General features: G+C 58.2%; 26 protein-coding genes. 11 read left to right on the top strand and 15 right to left on the bottom strand.

What is annotated here, in order from left to right:
• Window positions 1-1,997, bottom strand: a 1,997-nt coding sequence (locus V5A26_RS09165; RefSeq protein ID WP_332322347.1) for a hypothetical protein, incomplete at its 3' end; no start/stop codon positions are given.
• Between the two features lie 265 nt (window positions 1,998-2,262).
• Window positions 2,263-3,288, bottom strand: coding sequence for an ATP-binding protein (locus tag V5A26_RS09160; protein ID WP_332322346.1), 1,026 nt, complete (start codon window positions 3,286-3,288; stop codon window positions 2,263-2,265).
• Between the two features lie 76 nt (window positions 3,289-3,364).
• On the opposite strand from V5A26_RS09160, the gene V5A26_RS09155 reads away from it, so the two are divergent.
• Complete coding sequence (locus V5A26_RS09155; RefSeq protein ID WP_332321761.1) at window positions 3,365-3,820, top strand: DUF7382 domain-containing protein; 456 nt, start codon at window positions 3,365-3,367, stop codon at window positions 3,818-3,820.
• Here the strand turns inward: V5A26_RS09155 and V5A26_RS09150 are convergent, their stop codons facing one another.
• The 5 genes from V5A26_RS09150 to V5A26_RS09130 are packed head-to-tail and all read right to left on the bottom strand — an operon-like array spanning window position 3,821 to window position 7,051.
• Window positions 3,821-4,558, bottom strand: a complete 738-nt coding sequence (locus V5A26_RS09150) for a protein-L-isoaspartate O-methyltransferase family protein (protein ID WP_332321760.1) — start codon at window positions 4,556-4,558, stop codon at window positions 3,821-3,823.
• Window positions 4,559-4,597: 39 nt separating this feature from the next.
• Window positions 4,598-5,239 carry a protein-L-isoaspartate(D-aspartate) O-methyltransferase gene (locus V5A26_RS09145; protein ID WP_332321759.1) on the bottom strand — a complete coding sequence of 214 codons (642 nt, stop codon included), beginning with the start codon at window positions 5,237-5,239 and terminating at the stop codon, window positions 4,598-4,600.
• Between the two features lie 2 nt (window positions 5,240-5,241).
• Window positions 5,242-5,901 (bottom strand): HVO_0476 family zinc finger protein, encoded by a 660-nt coding sequence (locus V5A26_RS09140; RefSeq protein ID WP_332321758.1) that lies wholly within the window; start codon window positions 5,899-5,901, stop codon window positions 5,242-5,244.
• Between the two features lie 22 nt (window positions 5,902-5,923).
• Entirely contained in the window at window positions 5,924-6,883 is a 960-nt protein-coding gene (locus V5A26_RS09135) for an aminopeptidase (protein WP_332321757.1), read from the bottom strand.
• 24 nt (window positions 6,884-6,907) lie between these two features.
• On the bottom strand, window positions 6,908-7,051 hold the full coding sequence (locus V5A26_RS09130) for a hypothetical protein (protein ID WP_332321756.1): 144 nt from the start codon (window positions 7,049-7,051) through the stop codon (window positions 6,908-6,910).
• 98 nt (window positions 7,052-7,149) lie between these two features.
• Between V5A26_RS09130 and V5A26_RS09125 the strand changes: the two genes are divergently transcribed.
• Both V5A26_RS09125 and V5A26_RS09120 read left to right on the top strand, forming a co-directional pair.
• Entirely contained in the window at window positions 7,150-8,160 is a 1,011-nt protein-coding gene (locus tag V5A26_RS09125) for a type II glyceraldehyde-3-phosphate dehydrogenase (RefSeq protein ID WP_332321755.1), read from the top strand.
• A gap of 53 nt (window positions 8,161-8,213) precedes the next feature.
• Window positions 8,214-8,603 (top strand): Hsp20/alpha crystallin family protein, encoded by a 390-nt coding sequence (locus V5A26_RS09120; protein ID WP_332321754.1) that lies wholly within the window; start codon window positions 8,214-8,216, stop codon window positions 8,601-8,603.
• Window positions 8,604-8,928: 325 nt separating this feature from the next.
• On the opposite strand, the gene V5A26_RS09115 is transcribed toward V5A26_RS09120, so the two are convergent.
• Complete coding sequence (locus tag V5A26_RS09115) at window positions 8,929-9,459, bottom strand: 50S ribosomal protein L16 (protein ID WP_332321753.1); 531 nt, start codon at window positions 9,457-9,459, stop codon at window positions 8,929-8,931.
• A gap of 104 nt (window positions 9,460-9,563) precedes the next feature.
• On the opposite strand from V5A26_RS09115, the gene V5A26_RS09110 reads away from it, so the two are divergent.
• The 3 genes from V5A26_RS09110 to V5A26_RS09100 are packed head-to-tail and all read left to right on the top strand — an operon-like array spanning window position 9,564 to window position 11,996.
• Window positions 9,564-10,805, top strand: a complete 1,242-nt coding sequence (locus V5A26_RS09110; RefSeq protein WP_332321752.1) for a PGF-CTERM sorting domain-containing protein — start codon at window positions 9,564-9,566, stop codon at window positions 10,803-10,805.
• A gap of 42 nt (window positions 10,806-10,847) precedes the next feature.
• Complete coding sequence (locus V5A26_RS09105) at window positions 10,848-11,558, top strand: RAD55 family ATPase (RefSeq protein WP_332321751.1); 711 nt, start codon at window positions 10,848-10,850, stop codon at window positions 11,556-11,558.
• Entirely contained in the window at window positions 11,559-11,996 is a 438-nt protein-coding gene (locus tag V5A26_RS09100; RefSeq protein WP_332321750.1) for a hypothetical protein, read from the top strand.
• A gap of 34 nt (window positions 11,997-12,030) precedes the next feature.
• Here the strand turns inward: V5A26_RS09100 and V5A26_RS09095 are convergent, their stop codons facing one another.
• The 4 genes from V5A26_RS09095 to V5A26_RS09080 form a co-directional block, all read right to left on the bottom strand.
• Window positions 12,031-13,380 carry a sodium-dependent transporter gene (locus V5A26_RS09095; protein WP_332321749.1) on the bottom strand — a complete coding sequence of 450 codons (1,350 nt, stop codon included), beginning with the start codon at window positions 13,378-13,380 and terminating at the stop codon, window positions 12,031-12,033.
• A 168-nt stretch (window positions 13,381-13,548) separates the two neighbouring features.
• Complete coding sequence (locus V5A26_RS09090; protein WP_332321748.1) at window positions 13,549-14,595, bottom strand: DNA-methyltransferase; 1,047 nt, start codon at window positions 14,593-14,595, stop codon at window positions 13,549-13,551.
• A 121-nt stretch (window positions 14,596-14,716) separates the two neighbouring features.
• Entirely contained in the window at window positions 14,717-14,977 is a 261-nt protein-coding gene (locus V5A26_RS09085; RefSeq protein ID WP_332321747.1) for a hypothetical protein, read from the bottom strand.
• 86 nt (window positions 14,978-15,063) lie between these two features.
• A complete protein-coding gene (locus V5A26_RS09080; protein ID WP_332321746.1) occupies window positions 15,064-16,974 on the bottom strand; it encodes a cation:proton antiporter domain-containing protein in 1,911 nt (636 codons plus the stop codon).
• A gap of 192 nt (window positions 16,975-17,166) precedes the next feature.
• Between V5A26_RS09080 and V5A26_RS09075 the strand changes: the two genes are divergently transcribed.
• Window positions 17,167-17,619 carry a YbhB/YbcL family Raf kinase inhibitor-like protein gene (locus V5A26_RS09075; protein ID WP_332321745.1) on the top strand — a complete coding sequence of 151 codons (453 nt, stop codon included), beginning with the start codon at window positions 17,167-17,169 and terminating at the stop codon, window positions 17,617-17,619.
• A gap of 24 nt (window positions 17,620-17,643) precedes the next feature.
• Here the strand turns inward: V5A26_RS09075 and V5A26_RS09070 are convergent, their stop codons facing one another.
• Window positions 17,644-18,333 carry a carbonic anhydrase gene (locus V5A26_RS09070; protein WP_332321744.1) on the bottom strand — a complete coding sequence of 230 codons (690 nt, stop codon included), beginning with the start codon at window positions 18,331-18,333 and terminating at the stop codon, window positions 17,644-17,646.
• Window positions 18,334-18,430: 97 nt separating this feature from the next.
• Between V5A26_RS09070 and V5A26_RS09065 the strand changes: the two genes are divergently transcribed.
• Together V5A26_RS09065 and V5A26_RS09060 are read left to right on the top strand one after the other, a co-directional pair.
• Window positions 18,431-18,769 (top strand): cupin domain-containing protein, encoded by a 339-nt coding sequence (locus V5A26_RS09065; protein WP_332321743.1) that lies wholly within the window; start codon window positions 18,431-18,433, stop codon window positions 18,767-18,769.
• Between the two features lie 61 nt (window positions 18,770-18,830).
• Entirely contained in the window at window positions 18,831-19,274 is a 444-nt protein-coding gene (locus V5A26_RS09060) for a DUF488 family protein, N3 subclade (RefSeq protein ID WP_332321742.1), read from the top strand.
• A 305-nt stretch (window positions 19,275-19,579) separates the two neighbouring features.
• Here the strand turns inward: V5A26_RS09060 and V5A26_RS09055 are convergent, their stop codons facing one another.
• Window positions 19,580-20,701 carry an aromatic amino acid transport family protein gene (locus V5A26_RS09055; RefSeq protein WP_332321741.1) on the bottom strand — a complete coding sequence of 374 codons (1,122 nt, stop codon included), beginning with the start codon at window positions 20,699-20,701 and terminating at the stop codon, window positions 19,580-19,582.
• 518 nt (window positions 20,702-21,219) lie between these two features.
• On the opposite strand from V5A26_RS09055, the gene V5A26_RS09050 reads away from it, so the two are divergent.
• Together V5A26_RS09050 and V5A26_RS09045 are read left to right on the top strand one after the other, a co-directional pair.
• Window positions 21,220-21,477: a hypothetical protein gene (locus tag V5A26_RS09050; protein ID WP_332321740.1), complete on the top strand. Its 258-nt coding sequence runs from the start codon at window positions 21,220-21,222 to the stop codon at window positions 21,475-21,477.
• A 237-nt stretch (window positions 21,478-21,714) separates the two neighbouring features.
• Entirely contained in the window at window positions 21,715-22,866 is a 1,152-nt protein-coding gene (locus tag V5A26_RS09045) for a hypothetical protein (RefSeq protein ID WP_332321739.1), read from the top strand.
• 210 nt (window positions 22,867-23,076) lie between these two features.
• Here the strand turns inward: V5A26_RS09045 and V5A26_RS09040 are convergent, their stop codons facing one another.
• Window positions 23,077-23,433, bottom strand: a complete 357-nt coding sequence (locus V5A26_RS09040; protein ID WP_332322345.1) for a hypothetical protein — start codon at window positions 23,431-23,433, stop codon at window positions 23,077-23,079.
• Window positions 23,434-23,824: the final 391 nt, after the last annotated feature.

The following is a 23,824-nucleotide window of genomic DNA, read 5'->3' as shown; positions in this document are numbered from 1 at the left end:
AGCCGATCTCCGAAGGTATCCGAGCCGACTGATTGGGTGTCTTTTTCGCGGTAAATTCCGGAGGTTGATTGGATGGTTGAGTTTTGTGAAATATGGCCTAGTGCTTTCGAAAACAACTCAATTGGCACTTTTGTATCCTTAGCAATATTTGAGGGTTCAGACAAATTCACTTTTTCAATAATAGAAATACCTGAATTATCTGTGAACGTTGATGAATTTGAGTTGTAAACCGTTATGTATTCTGTACCATTTGAAAAGCCATGCAAGAACATGTCTTCTGCGTATGATAGATTATTGGTAGTATACTGCTTACTAACTCCTGGATAATTTGATTCCACCCTAACAATGGGTACATCTTTTTGAAAGTTTCCTGCAGTCTTTAACAAAATAAAACTGTCTGACTCCATAGACATAGAGGACAGAGAATTTGCACCGCCGTCTACAATTACGTCATCCTCCGGCCCCAGACTTTCATCCTTAGATTTCAAAAGGGATTCTCCACCTTCCAGTTCGTCATTCATATTCATATCAACAAAAAACTCGTTACTCTCGAAATCACGAACATCCAATTCTGCATCTAAATCTTGGTCTTTGACCGTAGTGTTTTCTGGATATGTAATGTTATAATTTGAAATACGGAGATCAAAAGACGGGTTACCACTGACTCCATTCTTTTTTATGTCCACAAATAATCCATCTTCAGCTTTCCTGTACTCTGTGGTTTCAGAGTTGGTATTGAAAAAACGAATCTTCCCCTTATTGTCACTATACATATCAGCCTCTCCGACTGAAATCTTCCCATCCCTTATTAGCAAGTCATCACCTTCATTATTGTTATTTTTATCGAAGATAACCAAACCATTCATGAATTTAGTGCGCCCGTTTTTCCAGGTTCCATTAATCCCTGTTTTATCATATATTCTACCATTTTCGACATCTTTATTTAACGCGATATCGCGATTCGAATCAAATGTGGAGTCCCCTTGGACATCTATAAAAAAGATGTCCTCTTCTCCAAAAGCGTCGACAGCTGAGTTTTCATCGCCGTCAGGATCAATCATATTCATTGTCGTGTTGGTGGGCAGGTCATTCAAGTTTGAACCAAGATCAGGGTCCCCTACACTCACTAATGTATTCTCATTCAGGTCAAAATCTATAGTCGATTGATTTTGATCATCGCCAGTGAATACCTGGGCTTTTGTTATTCTTTTATCAACCCCAGCATTGACATTTCCATCTCCACCGCTGTTGTAAATCGGTTCTCCATAACCCCCCTCCTCGTTTTTTGTATAATCTGTCCCATAATCTGGATCTTCCCAAATTTGGTAGTCACTGGTACTGAGATTGACTGTGACATCTCCGCTCCCTTCTTTCTTTATTTGGTCATCCCCATCCAAGATTGAATCTGAGCTTTGGATAATAGGCAACTTTCCAGAGTACACCTCTGAATCAGTACTGTTGATATACCTGAGACTCTCCTTGACAGTTCTATAATTACCACTCGTTCTTTCAATAGAGGCAGATTCATTGACTAAACCTACATCATAAATATCATCTCCATATTCGTAATTACTTAATTGATTGTTTTCGGACAAATCCTTCACGAAGACATGATTTTGTTGGAATGTGTAATGATTCGAGTCGTTAAACGAATCGGATGGCTCTATTATTTCAACAAGCTTCACTATTACATCTCCGGATTGATAGCCATTTTCTTGTTTATCAATGCCGTCCGTATGATTGATGTATCGGTAATTTGAATGTGCCAATTGGAAGGATTTTTCATCATGTTTGGGACTCTCGATCAGTGAATCATCACTTCGCAAAGAAATATTAAGATGGCCTTCGCTTTCTGTGGATAAACTATCCGATATGGAGGCAGCCTCTCTTAGGTCTCCGGAACTTTCCGCAGCAATTACTTGGCCTGGGAAGACCAACATAACCACCACCATTAAAATAAATACTTTTCTGGCGATACCGCTCTTATTGTAATTCATGATTTAGAAAAACGTTTTTCAGAAACCTGAATTTTGTTAGTAGTTATCATGTTCATTTATACTTCCAATTCACGAGAAAAATTCCCCAGACAAAACCTTTCGGAAAGCGCTGAAATAGTATAAACTATCTAATTATATGTGGCTCCCATCTATTTGACTAACAATATGGTTACTTAGTGCGCTTATGAGTTTAGAATTTCTCTATGAAGCAATTAAACATAAAATTAATTATTTAACTACTCTATGACATCCTGAATTCTCCGACTTAATTATTTTCACTAACCCGCGGCGAATCCCCACCATGCGGCGTTCGGCGCTCACGAACCTGCACTGTCACGGCCGATTCGGTCGTATCATCGATAACCACTGCCTCTCCGACTCCATCGGGAAGCCGGTCCCGAATCGACGCGTCGATATACGTGGGCCGCGCCGCCGACAGGGCCTCGATGTCACTCGTCGCCGTGAGCCGATGGGAAAGTAACAGATCCGACTGGGAGATAGCGACGGGCGGAAGTGCCGCTGGTCGTTGGGTGGCCAGCACGAGGCTTACACCTGGGTGGCGCCCTCGAGTCAGGATCGTTCGCAACGGCCGGCCAGCGATGCCGTCGATGACGGCCTGGGCCTCGTCGATCATGAGCCACGGGAAGCGGGGAATCGAGTCCGCGACAGCCGTCTCATAGAGCGTCCGGGCGACCGCTGCCGTCACGACTCCCAATGCTTTATCGTTGAGTTGGGTGGCATCGAGGACCGTTACTGCGGGGTCGAGCAGCCGCGTTGCGTCCACGCCCGCCGGATCGAAGACGTCCCACTGCTCGGCCAAGCGCAGATGATTTTTGACCGCTCGGACGACACCCGCGGGCGCGTCCGCGTCGACGGCCAACTCGGTCATTTCGTCGAGGGTGCTGGCTTGCTCGGCGATCCGCCAGAGCAACCCGCCGACCGCACTCGTCGGCTCGAGATCCAGGAGGGCACACCAGTCCCGGGGTTCGAGTGTGTCTGCGGCGACGGTTGGGTGATCCACGACTGTGGCTGCCGCTCCATCCGCGAGGCCGTTGAAAACGCCCATTGGATCGATGACGATGCCTGTTACCCCCGTCGCAGCCGAGATGCCTTCGGCGATTACACCGAGTGTGTAGGATTTCCCCGAGCCTCGTTTGCCGGCCAAAAGCGAGACGTGGGGTCGGTCGAGATCGAGGGCGACAGCTGCACCCGCGCTCCCGTCCCGAGCGAGAAACGAACCGAGCGCAGCCGTCGGGCCAGGTGTCGCCTGGCGACCGAGGACGTGAGACATGCCCCGCATTCAGTCTGCGTTCGCTCATAAACCTCCGCCCCGAGGTTTAAGGCGAATCGTCGGGCCAGCCCTGCCCATGTCATGGCTCGAACGACTTGCGGCGGACGAACGGGGCATCGAAGGATTACCAGTGCGACTGATCATCGCGTTCGTCGTCGGCGTAGCGGCTCTCTCGGTGATGTTGAACATGATCTCCGGCGTCGAGTCTTTTGCCGTAGCCGAACTGGACGTGAAACCGGAGCCACACGTGGTCGGCCCCGAGGAGCAGACGATCGAGCTCACTGCGATCGGAAGCGACGATGGTCCAGTCGCCGACGCGACGATCGTCGTCGAGAGCGGGACCGCAACCCTCGACTCGATGGCGGTTGCGACGACCGATACGGACGGGACTGCTAGTGTCACGATCGACCCGTCCCTCGGCCCGAATCAAGCGAAAGGGACGGTGACAATCGATATTGAACCTCCATCTGGGTCGAACTACATGGATCGCCGGGAGAACAGTCACATTACCGTCGTCGCCTCAGGGGCTTGATCAGGGTCCGTCCCACTCGATCCAATCGTGCTCCCACCCGCGTCCCCGCTCGGCCGCTCGGGCGGCGTGCGTGCGGTCCTCGCGATCCGTGCGGTTCCGGGTGATCGAGCCGGGCTGCTCGCCGTCGACGAGGAGCGGCTTGAACCCGACTGGCCCGAAATCGGCAACCTCGCTGCCTTTCTCGAAAGCGACGAGCCGCTGGTCTGCCTGGCCCCGCGGGGCAACGAGTCGCCCGCCCTCAGCCAGCTGATCGCGCAGGGCGCGTGGGATTTCACTGACCGCGGCCTCGAGAAGGATGCGATCGAACGGGGCATATTCCGGGAACCCCTCGGCGCCGTCCCGGCAGTCCACCAGCACTGCCTCGTAGCCGGCGGTGCGGAGGTTGCGCCGCGCATCCAGCACCAGGTCCCGACTGATGTCGACGGCCTGGACGTGCTTCGCTCCGACAATTTCGGCGAGCACGGCGACCGTGTAACCAACCCCCGAACCGACGATGAGCACCGAATCGCCAGGCTCGGGGGCGAGGGCTTGGACAAGTCGGCCAGCGATGCTTGGGGCCAAGACGGTCGAGCCCCGGTGGGTGAACGACTGGTCCATGTACGCGCGGTGATCGGCATCGACGAAATCGTGCCTGGGCACCTGTCGCATCGCGTCCCCGACCGGTGCTGCCGAGATGACACTTTTGGTGTCGTGTTCGAGGCTGTCGACCATGTCCGCTCGCACCGCCGCGAACTCCATACTCTGCTCTACGGGTGGAGCAAGAAAAGCCGAGGGGGTTCAGGGGGCGCCGCGCATCCTGACGAACCGAACGCCGCCGAGATCTCTTTCCTCGAGGCCCCCATCCTCGCGCTTTGTGGCTCTGATAAGCCGTTGGGCACCTCGCCCGATCGGACCGAGCAACAGGCCGCCGACTCTGACCTGCTCGATGACGGCGTCCGGGAAGGCATTCGCTCCACAGGTCAGGTAGGCCGTGTCGTACGGTGCGTGGGCCGGCCAGCCGTGATAGCCGTTTCCGTGCCGGACCGAGATGTCGTCGTATCCCAGGGTAGCGAGTCGCTCCCGTGCGGCTGTAGCAAGAGCATCCGAATACTCGACGGTGTAGACGTTGTTTTGGCCGACGAGTTCAGCGGTGACGGCCGCGTGATAGCCACATCCGGTGCCGATTTCCAGAACTCTCTCATCAGGTCCGAGATCCATCGCATCGGCCATCATCGCAACCATGTGCGGGGCGCTGATAGTCTGGCCATCGTCGATCGGCAGTGGGCGGTCGACATACGCCGAGGACCGTTGGTTCTCAGGGAGGAAGGCCTCTCGGGGGACGGTCGCCATGGCCTGGGTAACGTCGGCTGCAAGATCGTACCGGCGCTGAAGCTTATCGGCCAGTTTTCGCCGCTTCGATTCGAACTCCGGTGCTGTCATGCTTACCAGGCGGACCAGGCGCGGGACGTTCCTTCCTCGTATCCGTAGACTCGCTTGACGTCTTTGGCGACCACGGTATCCCCGTCGTCACCGAGCTTTTCGAACGGATAGCGGCTGATAGCCGTCTCGCGGACGTGGATGTTCGTGACTTCGAACTCATCCTCACCCAATGACACAGTTTCGCCGATGGTGAACTTGTAGTCACCGGGCAGGTGGGCGGTGAGACTTCGGGTATCGTCCGGGTCGCCTTGGCGGGGATGCAACGTGACGTCTACGCTCACGTTGTCGACGGCACGGGTCCAGAAGGTCTCGACCTCCTCTGCGTCGGCCGTTGCGGCACGAGTTTCCGTGTCGGTTTCCAGGTCCGTAATTCGGACCTGCATGATCGCTTCTTCGGTTTCGACGATGAACTCCTCCCCGACACGGACTCGTTCCGACGGAGGGACCGAGACAGTCGTGGAAAAGGAGTCCCCGTCCTGGGAGACGATGACCGGTCGTTCCACGTCGCTCTCTTCGTCGGGTTGGGCTTTGTGGACGTGATCGCACTCGGTACAGCGGACCGTCAGCTGACCGCCGCCCGCAGACAGGACCTCGTGGACCGTTTCCTCCGCCGGCGTACACGAGGGGCAGTGGACTGCGATCCGGTCCGGATGTTCGCTCATACCAATCGTAGCGGGGCTGGGCCTAAGTATTCGCCGCGTTGGGGGCGGGCAGTTCGATCTCAGTCCCGTCGACAACTACTGTCGGATCTCGAATCACGCCGTCGAGATGGATCGGCGCATCCGTGTCACCGCCGATCCCTGCATCGTCGCCGATGGCCAGGTGAACGGTCCCGGCCGCCTTCTCGTCGAGGAGGACTGATCCGACCAACTCGGTCACTGCGACGTTCGTCCCGATGCCGAGTTCGGCGAGGTTGTACGCATCGTCGCCGACTGCTTCGGCCGCGCCCTCGACCGTCCCTCGAATCTCGTCGTCTTCGATGTCCGTCACGACCCCGTCCTCGACCTCGAAGGCCAGCGTATGGCCTTCGTCGAGTCGACCATAGGGCCGCATGGTTCCATCGACGATGAACCGACCGGTTGCGGAGCGGGGGCTGATGAACACTTCACCGGCAGGCAGATTCGAGAAGGTCCCCGGGTCCTGCACCGAACCGGTGTCGAGTCGCCAGTCACGATCGCCGGGTTCGATAGTGATGTCGGTGCCTGTGGGAGCCGTGACCCGGATTTCGTCGGCCCCAAAGACGGCCTCGTGCAACGTTTCGGAAGTTTCCTCGATCAACTCGTAATCCGCATCGAGACCTTCCTCGAAGACGCGTTCGGTGATCCCGGGGAGTGTCGCCCCTCGAACGCCCGCATCGGTGGCTTCGCTCCGTGCCCTGGTGTGACTAATACTTTTCGAGGTGGGTGCGAGAAACGCGTCGGCCTCGGCCAATGCCCCTGCGACTGGATCCGGTGGCTCCTCGCCGTGCTGGTCGCCCGGTGGATAGGTCAGCAATACCGCATCGTCGGTTACAGACCGAGCCACGTCATACAGCGCCTCCCCGATCGGGAGCCGATCCTCATCGGTGATGATCAGACACCGGTCGTCGGATTGCACGTCGAGACACTGGTGGATCGCCGTTTCGGCGCCTGGTTGGAACCCCATACCCGACCGTCGTCGACTCGCCGGTTAGCCTTTTTGCTCGTCGAGGGCCCGCTCGTCTTCGAGCAATTGCAGACACTGTCGGAGATGATACTGGGCTTCTGGATGGTGAATTTCTTCCAGTGCCTCTTCGAGTTGGTCGGTGACCGGTCGGTGTCCGCTCTCTGTCATACGTGTATCGTATTGGCAGATACTTCCAGATAGAGTAAAAACCTCCGTTTCTCTCGGCTCTCGAAACGGTTTTCCCGATTGCGAGGGGACTCAGGGACATGCTACAGGTGGGAATCAACGGGTACGGGACCATCGGCAAGCGGGTCGCCGATGCCGTGGCTCGACAACCCGATATGGTCGTCGAAGGTGTGGCAAAAACCAGGCCGAACTTCGAGGCGGAAGCTGCGGTCACGGCTGGGTATGACCTATACGCGGCTCTCGAAGAGCGGGCGGACCAATTTACTGCGGCCGGTATCGAGACCGCTGGGATGGTCGAGGAGCTTGTCGCCGAAAGCGACATCGTGGTCGACGCGACACCGTCGGGAATTGGTGCGCAGAACAAATCGCTGTATGCCGAGCACGATACGCCAGCGCTCTTTCAGGGTGGGGAATCGGACGACCTCGTTGACGTGAGCTTCAACGCCCGATCGAATTTCGAAGCGGCCGCCGATGCCGATTTCGTCCGGGTCGTTTCGTGTAATACCACCGGCCTTTCCCGGCTCATCGCGCCGCTCCGAGACGAATACGGGATCGACCGCGTTCGGACTACCCTCGTCCGTCGCGGGGGTGACCCAGCACAGAGCGGTCGGGGGCCGATCAACGATATCCTCCCAGAACCGAAGACGCTGCCGTCCCATCACGGCCCGGACGTCAACACGATCTTTCCCGACCTCGCGATCGACACGCTGGCGCTCAAGGTCCCAGCAACGTTGATGCACATGCATTCGATCAACGTTACGCTGGAACACGAAACCGACGCTGGAGCCGTTCGAGAGTTGCTCGCAGACGAATCCCGGCTCTGGCTTATTGCTGCGGATCTCGACGTCGACGGGGCTGGTGACATCAAGGAGTTCGCACTCGACATGGGCCGACCGAGGGGCGACGTGTGGGAAAACGCCATTTGGGCGGAGTCGATCTCCGTCGAGGGACGGGAGCTATATCTCTTCCAGGCCATCCACCAGGAATCTGACGTTGTTCCCGAGAACGTCGATGCGATCCGCGCGGTGCTCGAAACCGAGGATGCCGAAACGAGCATGGCCCGGACGAACTCGGCTCTCGGGCTCGAATAACGCCGGTATCCCCAGTCCGAAGCCTTTTGCGCGGTCGTGGCCAACTTTTTGGTATGACCCCAGACGACCGTGATGACCCCTTTGACGACATCTTTCGGGAGATAGAGCGGATGATGAATGATATGGTTGGCACGGCCGGTCCGCAGGAAGGTGAGGCACCCGGTGTTCAAGCCACCAGTCCGACTCACGTCGACGTCTACGAGGACGACGACCTCGTTCGAGTCATCGCCGACCTGCCCGGCGTGTCACGTGATGACATCTCCGTCCAATGTGACGGCGAGTACGTCACCGTCTCCGCGAGAAACGACTCGCGAACCTACGACGAACGGGTGGCCCTCCCCGCACCGGTCGACCCGGAAACAGGCAGTGGCACGTACAACAACGGCGTTCTGGAGATCACCTTCGATCGGTCCCAGTCGACGACGGATATCGATATCGAGTAACCCAGCGGTCGGCGGTCTCCCGGATTGTGGTCGCAAACACGTCGTGGACATCGTCGCCGGACTTCGTTTTCGCGTCGATTGTGGGGAGCTCGTAGGTTTCAAGGATGATTGTTCAAGACTCGGTCTCGAGAACGGCGACACCCAGAACGGGGATGTCGAGGACGGGTGTCGCTTGCGCGGCCAGTGAGCCCCCAATTTGCGCGGCAGTCTTGGCCCTATACCAGTCCTGGTGGGGGTATACCGGACCTTTTGCTGGGGTTGGCAAAACCGCACCGAAAAAACGGGCCGGGCCGATATCACTCGGAAACCGCAACCGTCGGCTGGATCAGGAAACGAGCAGTTCCTCGCCGCGCTCGACCTCGATCTTGCACGGCGGGGTAATCTTGTTGTACGCCCGGCGGAAGGCCTCTTTGACGACCGAAGCCTGTTCGACGGTACACCAGGCGGTCAATAACTGCTCACCATGGTGGACCCGTGCGGCCGTGCCCACTGGGACGCCGAAGGATTGGCGCATGCCGTCGGAGACACGGTCCGCACCTGCCCCCGTCGCCTGTTTGTTCTCGCGGAGAACCTGGTGGGGGAATTTCCGAAGGACCATTTTGTAGTTCTTTTCCCCGAGTTCCTTGATGAGATGACGGTTGGCCGAAAGGCGGGCCGATTCCAGTGATCCGTGGCGGATCTGGGATGTTTCTTGGGGGATGAGTGAGAGCTGGACGGTGTAATCGTCCTGTTCGGTGTCCAGGTCGCCCATATTGTGCTGTGCGATCTTCGAGCCCGGGATCCCGGTGATGTAGTCGCGGCGTGTATACGCCGGCTTGTCGATCTCCCGGTACATGGAGGCCGGCTTGTCGGTCATGGTTACTACTGAAAAACAGACAGAGAACGTGTATAAGGCCTTCGAAGCCCCGTCCCGGGCACTCGTAGTGGGTCTTATTAACCCCGAGGACCCTTAGATGCGATATGGAACGCCCTCGACGCCTCTTTGCGATTGGTTTCGTCCTCGTGCTTCTCCTCGCCGTGGTGCCGGCCCCCGCTGCGGCCGCAGACGTCACGCTCACCGTCACGGTCGAGACTGAGGCGGGCGATTCGGTAGCCGGCGCGGAACTGACCGCGACCTGGGACGACAACTCGACAACAGCCACGACTTTTTCGAACGGGAAAGCGTTCATCGACGTTCCCGACGGTGAAACCGTCGAACTCACCGTCGAACACGATGAGTACATGCGGAACAGTCCGCTCGTCATCGAAGAGGCAAGCGGGATGGACGTGACGATGACAGTCCACCCTATCAGTGACGCAACTATCTCGGTCCAGGACGATGGTGAGACAGTCGATGATGCCCTGGTAACTCTTTCTCAGGACGGCACGTCGGTCGTCTCCGAGCGGACGACAGATGGAACGATCGCCACTGGTGAAATCGAAGCCGGAACGTACACGCTTGCCGTCGAAAAAGCCGGCTATTACAGCGTCGAAACGTCCTTCGAGGTCCCAGGAGACGAGTCAGTCGACCGAGCGGTCGAACTCGACCGCGGCTCCGTGACCCTGCAGGTCAACGTCACCGACCCGTACTTCGATCCACCACGAGCACTGGAGGGGATTACCGTAACCGTCGACGGGGAGGGCTCGGTCAACACCCAATCCAACGGCCAGCAGCAACTCTCCGTCCCGGTGAACACGGATCTGACCGTCCGATTCGAGGCCCCTGCATACGAAACCGTCGAGCAGTCGATCGAAACGGGCGAAGAATCCATCTCACTCGCAGTCGAACTCGACCGCGCCAATGATCTGAACGTGACAGTCCACACGACCCAGGTGGTCGTCGGCCAACCGGCGTTTATCGCTGTCACCGACGAATACGATGACCCCGTCGTCAACGCGACAGTTCTCCACAACGGCGACGCGGTCACTGAAACGGATGGGGACGGGTGGGCCCGGCTCCCCATCGAAACCGCTGGCACCCATGAGATTCAGGTCGACGACGGGACTGTCACCTCGAACGTGACCGAGATCACTGCCGTGACTGCCGAGACGACGGCGCCAACAGAAACGACCACGCCGACTGAAACCGAGACTGAGGCGGGTGAAACGGAAACCACGAGTGACACGACTGGCGCGCCGATCCCAGGCTTCGGGCCGCTCGTTGCACTCTTCGGAATCGCGCTCGGAATCGGGGTTGCTGTGGTCGGGCGTCGCTCCCTGTAAATTCCCTCACAATTCATAAGCCCAGACCGTAAAGAGAGGGCCATGCCGTCCACGCTCTCTAGGGATTCGACTGGCTGTCAGGGGATGGACGAGCTGCTTTCCGGCGGGCTCCCGGCAGATCGGTTGCACGTGGTCAGCGGGCCACCGGGAAGTGGCAAGACGACCTTTTCCGCCCAGTTCATCACGGAAGGCGCCAGACGGGGCGAGGAGTGTGTCTACGTGACGATGCACGAGACGAAAGCCGAACTCGTCCAGGACATGTCCGGTTTCCAGTTCGGGTTCGAGAAAGCCATTCGCTCCTCGAATACCACCTTTCTCGACCTCACCGAGGAATCGGCCCGGCAGTCCCTGACGAAATACGGCTCAGCAGGTGGGCTTCGCAATCGACTCCCGGCCATGCTTGCTGGACTCGATGCGGATCGGGCGGTCATCGATTCGACGATGTTGCTCGATCACTTCGTCGACAATCCAGAGGAGGCCCTGACTGACTTCATTACGCGGCTCAAAGGCACCGAGACGACGATCCTTCTCGTCTCGGAGATGACCGATCCGACCGCGTATGCCGAAGAGCATTATCTCGCTCACGGGGTCGTCTTCTTCCACAACTATCTGGATGGTGGCGGGATGACCCGAGCGGTACAACCCATCAAAATGCGAGGTACACCGATCAATAGTGACATGCGACCGATCGAATTCACTGACCGGGGCGTCCAGGTCTACCCCGACCAGGACCTCGAGAGCACCTACGGATAGATGTACGACCGTCATTTCGAGACGGGGTGGGACTCGCTGACCCAGGAAGCGGCGATGTTTCGGGCCTTCGCGCTTGGAGTAGACGCGGCGCTGGGACAGACCCACGAAGGGGAACTCGAGGCGCTTCAGCGCGAACACCATCGGGGACTCGTCCAGATCGCTTTCGACGAGGGGCAAACCCGAGCGAGGGAGACGCTTCGAGAGCGTGGGGGCTCCACTGGCTCTCCTAACGGATCGGGCTTTGAACCAGGGGACCCAGAGTGGGACGTCTGGGAGGACCTCATCGTCGAGACGGAATCTGACACCGAAGCCTTCGAAGCGGTAGACGTGCCTCGATCACGGCTCGATCTCCCGGATGCACTTGACAAACCGGGCTTTCTCGACCGACCTGGCGCGTCGGACGACCGGATTACGTTGCCCCGATTTATTCTTCGGTAACTGATTATCCGCTCGAGAAACGTTCGGTTATCGTCTATAGTGAACCGAGGTATTCGGCGAATGGCCCCTGCAGGAAGTCGATGTATCCGGTGATACCGAGGTACAGCGAGACGAGCAGGACCAGTACGACCGGCACCCGGACAATCCAGATCCAGAGGCTGCCGATCGAGCCGAGATCGCCGATGCCTTTCTCCAACTCGCCGACGGCTTTGTCCGCGTGGAGCCAGGTGATAGCGATCATGAGCAGAATGCCGCCCAGCACCAGCAGGATCTGGGCCGCGAAGATGTCGTACAGATCCACGAAGATGGTGTTGACCGTCACCGGGACCCCGAGTAGGAAGATCGCGACCCCGATGATTCCGGTTGCCCGCATTCGATCCATCCCGTATTCGTCGATCGCATAGGAGACGACAACCTCGATCAGGCTGATCGCCGAGGAAAGCGCAGCGATGGCCACCGTCAGGAAGAAGAGCAGGCCCACGATCTGTCCGAACGGCAGGTCGATGAGCGCCTCAGCCACGCTGATAAAGATGGCACCAGCGCCGGAGGTTGCCGGGTCCACGCCGGCAGAGAACAGGATCGGGAAGACGATCAGGCCGGTGAGAATTGACACGCCGGTGTTCAAGACGACGATGCTCACGCCGTCAAGTGCGAGGTTCTCGTCCGAACTGAGATATGACGCGTAGGTAATCATCACACCCATCCCCAGGGAGAGGGTGAAAAAGCCTTGGCCGGCCGCCGCCGGAACCAGACTCTGCCAGTTCTCGAGGATGTATCCGACATCCGGCGAGAGGTAATAGGCATAGGCTTCGCCGGCACCGGCCAGGCCGAAGGCGTACACAGCGAGTATGCCGAAGATCACGAAGATGGCCGGGACCATCACCTTGACCCCCAGTTCGATGCCCTGTTGGACGCCCAGGGCCACGATCCCGATCACGATCAGCATGAAGATCGCGTGGAAGAGTAGGGCATCAGTCCCCGATGCAATCGAAACGAAGTATGCGGCGGCGCTTTCGGTCGCCGTGTACCCACCGGTGACACTTCCGACGACGTAGCGAAGGACCCAGCCACCCACGACGCTGTAATAGGAAAGAATGACGAACCCGATGAGGACGAACAACCCCCCTAAATAGGTCCACGCGCCCCCGGCCCATTCACGGATGCCACCGACAGCGTTCAGATCAGTTTTGCGCCCCACGACGAACTCCGCGAGCATTGCGGGAAACCCGATGAGCACGACGAAGGCCAGGTACATGACCATGAACGCCGCGCCCCCCTCCTGACCGACCTGGAAGGGGAACCGCCAAATGTTCCCAAGTCCGACTGCACTCCCCACCGCAGCGAGGATGAATCCGATTCGTGTGCCCCATGTTTCTCGTGCCATGTGTTCGGACTTCACGAGGACGGAAACTTAAAGGAACTGATGCTGGCAGTATTTTGCCACCCGGTGATCGAGCCAGTCACGGCTGTGACATCTAGGTTTTGGCCCGATTACCCGCTTCTCAACCCCCGAAAAAGCCATCGGCGGTCTCTGCCGTGTTCCACGCACCTTTTACTTCGAGTTGATGGGATCGTGAACAACCCGGTAGCCGGAGTCCGTTTCCTCGATCCGATCGATGTCGTAGAGTCGGATTTCTCGGGCTCGTTTGGTAGTGACCGGGAAATCGTACTGCGAAGCCTCGTATTTGAATTCCCGGCCGCCTTCCCTGGCGTTTTCCACGAAGGACCGGTGATCCGCCAGGCGGGTTTCGAGGACGTCACTGGCGAAGGCGGGGGCCGTTTTTGCCTGCTGATCGAACCGCTCGAGAAACTCCTCGTCGAGTTCGTAGCCGATCGAGTTTCGGGCGGCGACCATCGCAGCGAGACTGGTCGTGCCGGTTCCCCAGAACGGGTCCAGAACCGTGTCGCCATAGACGCTGTACATATTGATCAGGCGATATGGGACCTCGAAAGGGAAGGCCCCTGACCGATCCCGAAGTTCGTCATCGTCCAGGGCCTGGAGTTCGCCGGCGAGGCCCGTCCAGACGTCGGAAAACCACGTATTGCGTTCCTCCCAGAAGTACGCCGCCTCGTAGCGGCGCTTTGCTTTCGGCTCGAAGTCCCGCCGGTGTGAGCCGTTTCGAAAAACGAGGATGTACTCGTGTTCGAGAGTGACGTAGGCGTTCGGGGGAAGCGTTCCAGAGCCCATGAACTTTGTCGCGGAATTACTGGGCTTCCGCCACAGGATCTCCGGTAAGGGCTCGAATCCCAACCGTTCGAACGCATCGACGATCCTGGCGTGATTCGGGTAGACGCGGAAACTGTCCCCAAGCGTGCGCGTCGCGTCACCGATGTTGATGCAGGCAATACCCCCCTCGACGAGCACTCGTTTAAGTTCCGCCCAGACCGGCTGCAGGGCCTCGTGCATCGCGTCGAACGCCGCTTTACCTGCCCCTGACGCGAGTGCCTCACCGATCGCTGGGTTGAGGGACTCGAAGAGGTCATCCCACATCTCGATCATCGGGTACGGGGGCGACGTTACCACGAGTTCGACGGCGTTATCCTCGATCGCAGCAAGGTCACGCGCGTCGTCCACGAGCACGCGATGCCGTGTCTCCATCGAAATGGGTTTCGATGGCCGGGGTAATGTGGCTTCGTGTCTCTTCACTGGTGGAAAGGGGTTCCAGCGGCCCCCGTCGATTATTGAAAACCGAGCAGTTCGATCGTTGAATTTCGGGTGCTTAGGCGCTGGGACGCTGTTTGGATTCGACAACCCCACGGACTTCGAGGGCGGCTTCGCCTGGTGGCGTGACATCGTATCGGAGCGTTTCTCCCGTTTCATTCCGACGATTGAGGAGGCCGCGATCGACAAGGGCATCGAGACGCCTCCGAACGTATTGGTCCGGTCCGCCGAGTTCTGCCACGATGACCTTCGGACTGGGGTTCTTTCCTGTGAAGACACAGTGGAGAATCTCGACGTCTTTTGGATAGTCCTGGTTCATGAGCCCTTGTAAATACCTTTCTACGGATGGTATATAGTTCATTCCGAACCGGGATACGGTTCATCCCGACTCTGGGCACCCCAGGGCTACCTGGGTTCCACCCAGCCCCCGTCTGTTCCCGGGGGATGCATCCACTCGATGGCTTCTTTGACTCCGTCTCTCGGGCCGATGATCGTCAGGTGATCTCCCAGTTGGAGAGCCGTCTCTCCGGTCGGGACCGTGTTTTCCTCATCCCGAGTCAGCAACGCGATGATACAGCCATCCGGAAGATCCGGATTGATCTCGGCGACAGTCCGACCCACGAGTTCCTCGTCGGTCACTTCGATCTCCTGGACGTCTCCACTCCGCCCGAGTTCAGTCATCCACTTCGAGAGGGCCGGCCGTTCGACCAGATTGTCGATGGCCCAGGCCGTCGCCGTAGACGCCGAGACCGCTTTGACACCGAGTTCCTCGAACGCGTCACGGTTCTCGGGCTTGTTCACCCGTGCGATCACGTCTTCGGTCTGGAATTTGGCACGGACGAGTTGTGCAACCAAGAGGTTGGTATCGTCGTCGCCGGTCGCGGCGAGGACCGTTTTTGCCGATTCCGCCCCGGCCGCTCTGAGGTCCTCGACATCGGTTCCGTTACTGGTCCGAACAGTGAACCCTTCTGACCGACGCTGTTTGGCGAGTGCGTCGTCTCGTTCGAGGATGACGACGTTTTCACCCCGGTCTTCGAGTCGTTCTGCGAGTTCTTTGCCCACTCGTCCACCGCCGATGATGAGTACGCGCATTGGTATCACATCGAGTTGTTCCGCTATCTGTCTCGCGAAGCCACCCTCAAAAACGACTGTGAGTAAAATTACGAGAAATACCGTTCCGGCGAGCAAGCTTGCTCCCTCCGGGTTCGAGGGGGGTGTTGGGGTCTGGAGTTGGATCGCGAACAACGTTGCGACACTCGCTGGAATGATCCCACGGGGGCCGACAAATCCCATGAACAATTGCTCTCGGACGGTAAACTGGTCTCCGAGTGTCGAAATGAATACGAGGAACGGCCGCAAGATAACGGCAACGACGAACACGAGTGCCAGGCCACCAAGGCCGAGGGAGAGTAGCGATTCGAACTCGATCAGGGTCGCCAACGCGATAAACACAAAGGAAAGCACGAGAAGCGTGATATCCCCTTTAAACTCCGCGACCGTTTCCTCGAAGGCCAGATCGACGTTGCCCAGGAGCAAGCCGGCAACTGCTACCGCTGCGACCCCCGACTCGGTTGCGATCGTATCGGCCAGACTGAACGCCAGAATCGCCCCGGCGAGGGTCATGAGGCGGGCGTGTTGTGGCGTCCAGCCGGCGGGCAGTTCGACCTGCGTGAGTAGGAACCAGAGCCCGACTGCCACGGCCAGTCCGACGAACACACCGACACTCAATCGCTCGACGAACTCGATGAGGTAGGTGCTTGGCGCGACTTCCGTCGAGGCGAGCAGTTTGAAAACGACGACGGCGAGGATTGCAGCCGTGACGTCGTTGACGATTCCTTCCGTTTCCAGCGCAGCGGCGACGTGGTCTCGAACCGGAACGACGTTGAGGATCGGCGTGACGACTGTGGGCCCAGTCGCAATCAACAAGGCCCCGATGAGTCCTGCAATTCCCCAACTGGCCCCGAGGAGGTAATGGGCGGCAACGGTGGTCCCGGCAAAGGAAATCAGGGCGCCGATGGTGACCAGATACACTGCGGCCGATCTGGCTTCGTGAATTTGCTCGAGATCCAGATGGAAGGCCCCTTCAAAGACGATGATGGCCACGCTCAGCCCGACAATCGTCGACAGTGCCCCACCGAACACATCCTGTGTGACGAGTCCGAGCCCTTCCGGCCCGACGGCGACCCCTGTGAGGATGAGGAACAGGACGCTCGGGACCTGGAACCGGTCTGCCAAAACCTGGGCGGCGACCCCGAGGGTGATAATCACCGCCGTAATCATCAACAGGTTCACTCCCGGTGTGACTGGCGTGGCCATTAGTGACTGTCCCACAACCGGTCTCGCATCTGGTGTGTCCGTCTCATCTATTTTTCCTTCCCGGGTGAGACACAAATAGTTTCCATCCGATTGCGGGAACTGCCCACGTTCCGAGAATCGACAGGTCCGGTATTTGAACGGGATAGCTCCCAGATTTTTGGCGATCCCGGTAGTACTATCCACTGTGATCCGATGACACTGCAATTACAGAGCCCGGCCTTCGAGGACGGGGCTCGGATACCGGAACGATACGGCTATACCGAAGCAAACGTCAATCCGCCATTGGAAATTACCGGGGTTCCTGACGAGGCCGAATCACTTGCGCTCGTGATGGACGACCCGGATGCCATGGAACCAGCGGGCAAAATCTGGGACCATTGGATCGTCTGGAACATCGATCCCGACAGCGAGGGGATTCCCGAGGACTGGGACGCGGTCGATGCGATGGAAGGCCGAACCGATTACGGTGAAACCGGCTATGGCGGGCCGAATCCACCTGACCGGGAGCACACCTACCGCTTCCGATTGGTTGCCCTCGATACCACACTCGATCTCGATCCCGGGGCGACAAAAGACGACCTCGAATCTGTACTTCGGGGCCATCTCATCGAGGATTCGGTCCTCGAAGGCACCTATACACCGTAGGTGAACGTCGGTCCCGGCCACCCGTTACACAACGCGACTGACGTGCTCGTCGAATCGATCCGGAACACGGTCTCGGAGTTCCATCGGATCGGTTTCCCCATCGGCATTGACGAGGTAGGTTCGCCCGTTGGGGCCGCCGTACACGCTCTGGAAGTCGTAGACGAACCCGTACACTGAGACGCCTGCTGGAACGCCCTCGCTCTCCAGGAGAAATTCGACCTGGCGATCGACGTTGAACTCGACGAGTTGATCAACGAGCCCCACATCCCGATCCGAATCGACCCGGTCGTCGGCCAGCCCGGCTTCGACGACGGGTTTCAGTTCGGTGACCCACTTCTCGACGCCAGCCGGGAGGTCCGGTTCTGTGCCCCGGACTTCGTCGAGCGCAGCGGTAATCGCCCCGCAGCCGGTGTGGCCCACGACTGTTGCGATTTCTGTTCCTGTCTGAAAGAGCGGGTAAAGCATGCTCCCGTCGACGACCCGCTCCCCTTCGTGGCGATCCCAGACCTGGTTTCCGATGGTGCTTGGCGAGAACAACCACCCGGGTTCCTCGACATCCCACATGCCCTCCTGTGAGACACGCGAGTCCGAGCAGGCCATCGAGACGACGGCCGGTTCCTGGCCCGCTTGCACCGCGGCGAAATGGTCCTCGTCGAGACGGTCGGTGTGTTGCCGATTCCGTTCCAGGAGCTCTGAAAGCGTGGTGGGAGGCATACCGCTCAGTCGGTCCCCATCGACTTGTAACCGGGGTTGCGAACGGGTTCGGGGCCCAGCTTTTCCGAACGGGGGACGAACGGTCATCGAGATCACCATGAACCCGAACGAGGATCAGCTCGAGGAGTTGGCCGGTGCGGTGTTCGAGGTCGCGGCCCTCCTGTCGTATCAGGACGGGGCAATTGTCAGTCGAACCATCGTCGACCGGGAGGATGTGACGGTGACGATGTTCGCTGTGGACGCCGGCCAGTCGATCAGCGAACATACGGCACAGCACGACGCGATTCTCCACGTGTTGGATGGAACCGCACACGTTTCGATCGATTCGACGGAGTACGAGGTGGGAGACGGTGACGGACTGGTGTTTCCATCGGAAGTGCCACACGCGCTCTGGGGCGAGGAACGGTTCAAGATGCTGTTGACGATGACGAAGTGACTCCTTTTCCCACGCTTTGGGTCCACAACTAAGCCCGTCGAACTCGATATGTGTGTGTGGCATGACTGAATTGGGTGCGCTTCGGGACACCTATGCTGCGGCCTTGCAGCACGATTTAATCGAGCTGAAGGGGGACGAACGATTGATTGGGGTGGTTCGCCGACCGTTACCCTGGCTGCTGGGGCAGGTCGAGGAGAACCGACCCGAACTTGGGCCGCCCCCGGAGCTGCTCGACGCAGTCAAGCAGCGACACGAGGCGTTACATGAAACCGGGCTCTCGGACGCAAAAGCGCACAACAGAGCGCTGGCGGAACTGGATTATCGGGACCGGTACCTGGACTATGTGACGAATTCCGAGGACGCCCAGGCGGCGATTCGAAACATCAATGCACTGCGAGCCGACGGCCAGGACGTCGTGCTCGTGTGTTACGAGAACACGGCTGACAAACGGTGCCATCGAACGGTTTTGAAGGCATATATTGCGGAGCGATCTGAAGGAAGATAGGAATGACGATCAAAAGGGAAGGTCATTTACTAAATTTTGAAATGTGCTATATTACAGAACGGACTGGAGGATGCCTCGCGCTTTAGGCTTACCAGAATGAATTGCGTTCTGGTTGCCCGTCAGACGCAGTCTGGGGAGGGTGATGAATCCGACATGACACATCAAAAATCACCAGGGCTTGTCGAGGGTTCCGACCTGGCGACCTGAATCACATATCGGGGACGGCGCCCCCTCAATGAGACATGAAACCGCACACCGGCAATATTTCTGATACGGACATGACCTCATCCCAGCTGTTGGGTGGATTAATTGTCACCCGAATCGAGGTTCCGAGCACTGAGAAAAATCCCCGCTGACGGGCTTGGTCCCTCGCCGAAGGATTTCCGCGATTCGCCGACCGACGTTCGTTCCGCGTTTTTTCGCCAGACCAGGTACATCGCGATCGGAACGACAAGGGTGAGGATTACCGCGCCGACGTTCCCTGCGACCTCGAGAGTCCCGACGAAATCGCGGATGCCGAACAGGTAAAGCCCCAGCGGCGGTATCACCGTCAGACCCCAAGCGACAGTTGAGTCGAGGCCATTGTAGTCGACGTAGTTGTTCTTCTGAGCGAGGCCGAAGCCGATGAAACTGGTGGTGACGGTAATGAGTGGGAGAAGGTTCCCGATGATCAACCCGGCCGTCCCGTAGAGTTGTTCGAAGGCCTTCGGGGCGATCTGGGGCACCTCACGACCGAATACGAGGACGAACGAGATGGTCAGGATGGCGTAAAGGACAAAGATCAAGCCGAACGCGAGGCGGATACTCCGCTTTGCCTTCTCGTAATCGCCAAGCGCCTTGTAAACGTCGGGGACCATCGCGTGTCCGACGAACGCAAAGAGGGCAACCCCAATGAAAGCCTGCCACGGACCCAGATCAACATAGGTCGCGTTCGAGAAGTCGGCGTGGGGCAGGCTTGTGATTGCCACGAGGAGGAAGAGAAGGACGATTCCCACGACCAGGACGAACTCGGTCTTGAGCGAAGCTTCCAGACCCTGATAGATGAAGAACGAGGCTGCGATCCAGAAGACGATGGCCGCGGGCACCTCAGCGAGTGGTGTAAGCGCAGCGAGGGTTTGCCCGCCAGCAGAGGTGTACGCTAGGAGCGCGCCGTAAATGTAGATCATCATCCCACCCATCATGAAATAGCCCCCTGGTCGGCCGAGGATGTCCGTGGCCAAGGTGGCGATTTGACTGCCGTCATTCTTGGCTGAGAACCGCAGCAGGATGATCGACGTGCTGTAAAGCACAACCCCGACGACTAGCGAGAGGATCAGCGAGGGAATGAGCCCGAGAGCGGCGGCCGCATATGGGATACCTAGGACGCCGGCGCCGATGATACTCCCGATAATGAGACTTGCGCCGCGCAACTCTTCAGCAAGGGTCATCGTTTCTCAATCACCATATGCAGATTTATCTGCACAGTGTTTTAAGAATTACGGTAATTTTAAAATTAAAATTTATGAAAAATAGAAATAGTTGTTGTTTACTACAAGTATTGCACACTTCATCCAATATTAGAGGAAATGGAACGGCCCGCCCTGTTCGTGAACTCATCTGTGCACTCCCCCATCGCTCAATCGCCGTTCCGTTCTACAATATCCCCACAAACCGTTTTCAGGAGCCAGTTCAACTATCTCGTCTGCCAGTCAGAATTAGCGTCGCTCTGTCTGATTTTTTGAACGGCACGCTCCAGTTTCCAGCATATTCTGACACGGGCGGTGAGTCGCAATTTCCCCGGACGAACGAAGTGAGTCCAGCCTTTTCCCCACGTTTTTGCGAGGAGGGGTTCGCCTCCGGCGTACCCGACGAGGAAAAGTGGAATGCCACCTCCCGGATTTAAACCAACGGAAACCTCACTGCGTTCGGACGACCGCCCCTGTTGCGGTTGGGCGACCGGGCGGGTGTGGAGCCACAAGCGGGGGAGTCCGAACGGACTGGCGTCGCCACGCGCCTACCGCCCAGACGTGGCGCTCACGAACCCGGTACTCCCTCCGGGGAGGAAGTTACCGGCGGGGAACTCGGGACGGTCCAGACGCCCCACGCTGGAATCCTCGTCCTCGAAAACGCGAAGCGTTTTCGGGTGCAACGAGACGCTACGCGTCTCGTCATGCCGCTTCAGCGCGGGGAGGATGTCAACGCGTTCGGCGTGCCCGGCGTCTGAAAAAGCACCAACGGAAACCGCAGATCATTCATTCCGACGGCTCGGTGTGAGCTGGGACTCATGAGAGCGGCACAGCTCGCCATTTCGAAATCAAATCACCAGTGTGGATCGGGTCTGGTTCTCCGGCACGCAAACCCCTGGTAATGAGCGATCTCGGTATTTGCATAGGCAAACTCGAACCTTTAGGGTTCCTCTCGCCGTAGCGTCAACTCAAACGGACGACTCACACGAAGGACGATGGACCGACAATCTACCAATTCCCAGACGGACGTGATAACAGGCACGAGTGTTGGGCTTGGGATTTGCATTGTGGCCCTGATTCTTCTTCTCGCCGCGATTGTGGTGGGGTTCGGCCCCGTAATGGCCCTTGCACCGAGTCCAGACCCGAACAGCGAGCACTGGGTACAGATCGAATCGATCGACGCAGATCCGGCCAACGAGACCGCGACGACGGTCACACTCACGTATCGAATTGGCGGGTCCGACACCGGGTCAGCACCACCAGGAACCCATCAGTATGCTGTCACGGGTGTCGACCCAATACACGTCGACGCGGCGGGTGACTGGGCATATTTGTCGAAATCGAGTCTACCATCCTCGCTGGTAATGGCGGCCGGAAACCATTCAGCCGGTGTTGAAGCTGTCGGCCCGTGGGTTTTGGTCGGCAACCTTTCCACCGCTACGGAAGTGGTTCGAACGGCGCCGGTGACGGTTGGGGCTCCGGCGGCGATGGACGTCGACCCGGCTCGGAAAGCCCACTTTCTCTCGCTACTCGTCTCGCCATATCAGTTGCATCAGGATCGGGCCGAACCGGCCACGATTCTCATCGCCCCCGATGCGCTCCCCTATGACGGCGTGACCTATGGGACGCGGTCCTACATCACCCAGCATGCCTTCTGGGATGGCGATGCAACGAGCGTCTGGATCCACGAGTACCTCCATAGCCAGCAGCGCTTCGAGACCGCACCCGAGATGGAATGGTTTCGCGAGGCGAGTGCGACCTACCTCGCCGCCCGCATGCTGGAGGAGCAATACCACGAGGTCGAGCCGGAAGACGTACGGGCCTGGATTATGGCCCGAGATGACTCCGCCGGGACTGCACTTGCGGACGAATCCACGTGGGACCGGTCGAACGCGAACTACTATCGGGGAGCCAGACTTCTCTACGCGGCCGATGCCGCGATCAGGGAGGGAAGCGGCGGGAAACACTGTCTTGTGGACGTCTTCAGGGAGATGAACGCTCGAAAGGAGCCGGTCACGCTCGATGAGTTCGTTCACATCGTCGAATCGTTCTCAGGGAGGTCGGAACCGTGGCTTCGAGAAGCGATAACCGGGACCGGGACACTGGAGGGTCGGGTGTCCGATCCCGAGGCCGTGTTCGCCGAGTGAAGGCAGGTTCAGTGAGGAAATCGAACGTAGCCTGCCCGGTTGTCTAAACCACCCGATCTTGCCCGGAAAAACAGGGATGGCCACCGGACGTGTGGGCCCGCCGAGCCCTTCGGCGCTGCAATCTGCGGGGTGTTCGATTTCGATGTCCTCGTCGACGGAGAAATTCCACCGTGAAATCGTTTTAGAGTGGTGAATCCCCCTCAGAGACGGTCAGAACGTGAGTACTTCGTAGCCCTCCTCGACGAGCGATCGGAGGCTGGGGTGCCCGCCGTATTCGTCCAGTCGAGGAATCTCCGACTCATTGACGGCTTCGTCGACGCCGAACGCACTCGAGCAGAAGTCACAGGCCGATGCCTGGTCCTTGACCGTCTGGAACAGGTCGTAGTGATCGCTCTTGGTATCTTCGAGTTCGGGAATCCACTGGGTTCCGGCCCCGTCGAAGATGAGTTTTACCCCGTCGCCGTCGGTTTCGACGGACTCTCGTGCCGTTATCAGGCCGTTGACGAGGCGTCCGAGATTGTCATGTCCCTCTGTTCCTGCCAGGATGACGATTGCGGTTTTTGCCATCACAGTACTCCTGGTTCCTGTTGGCAATAGTCTGGGGGTGGCCGTGCAACCGAGGTACACGGTCGTGGGACGGCGGCTTCTCGCGTAGTTCGTCTCGCCGTCTCTGTACCCCATTTCCGGGTCGAATTCCAGGCCGCCCCGAGCGCCGCGAGTCGCGGTTTCACCGGACGAGCGGAGCGAGTCCGGCCTTTTCCCAAGTTTTTGTGAGCCGCGAGGAATCTTTTTTCCTCGGTTTGCACGAACGGCGGCACTGCCGCCGTGAGTGGAGTGGTTCCCGCAGCGCGCGAAGTGAGCGAGGAAACCCGATGAACAAAAAGTGGGATGCCACCTCCCGGGTTTGAACCAACGGAAACCTCACTACGTTCGGTTTCCTGGGTTCAGAATCCGCTCG

It is taken from the genome of Halodesulfurarchaeum sp. (genome assembly GCF_036626455.1).
GTDB lineage: Archaea > Halobacteriota > Halobacteria > Halobacteriales > Halobacteriaceae > Halodesulfurarchaeum.
Note: the sequence above shows the minus strand (reverse complement) of the source record. Positions and strands in the feature narration are given on the sequence as shown.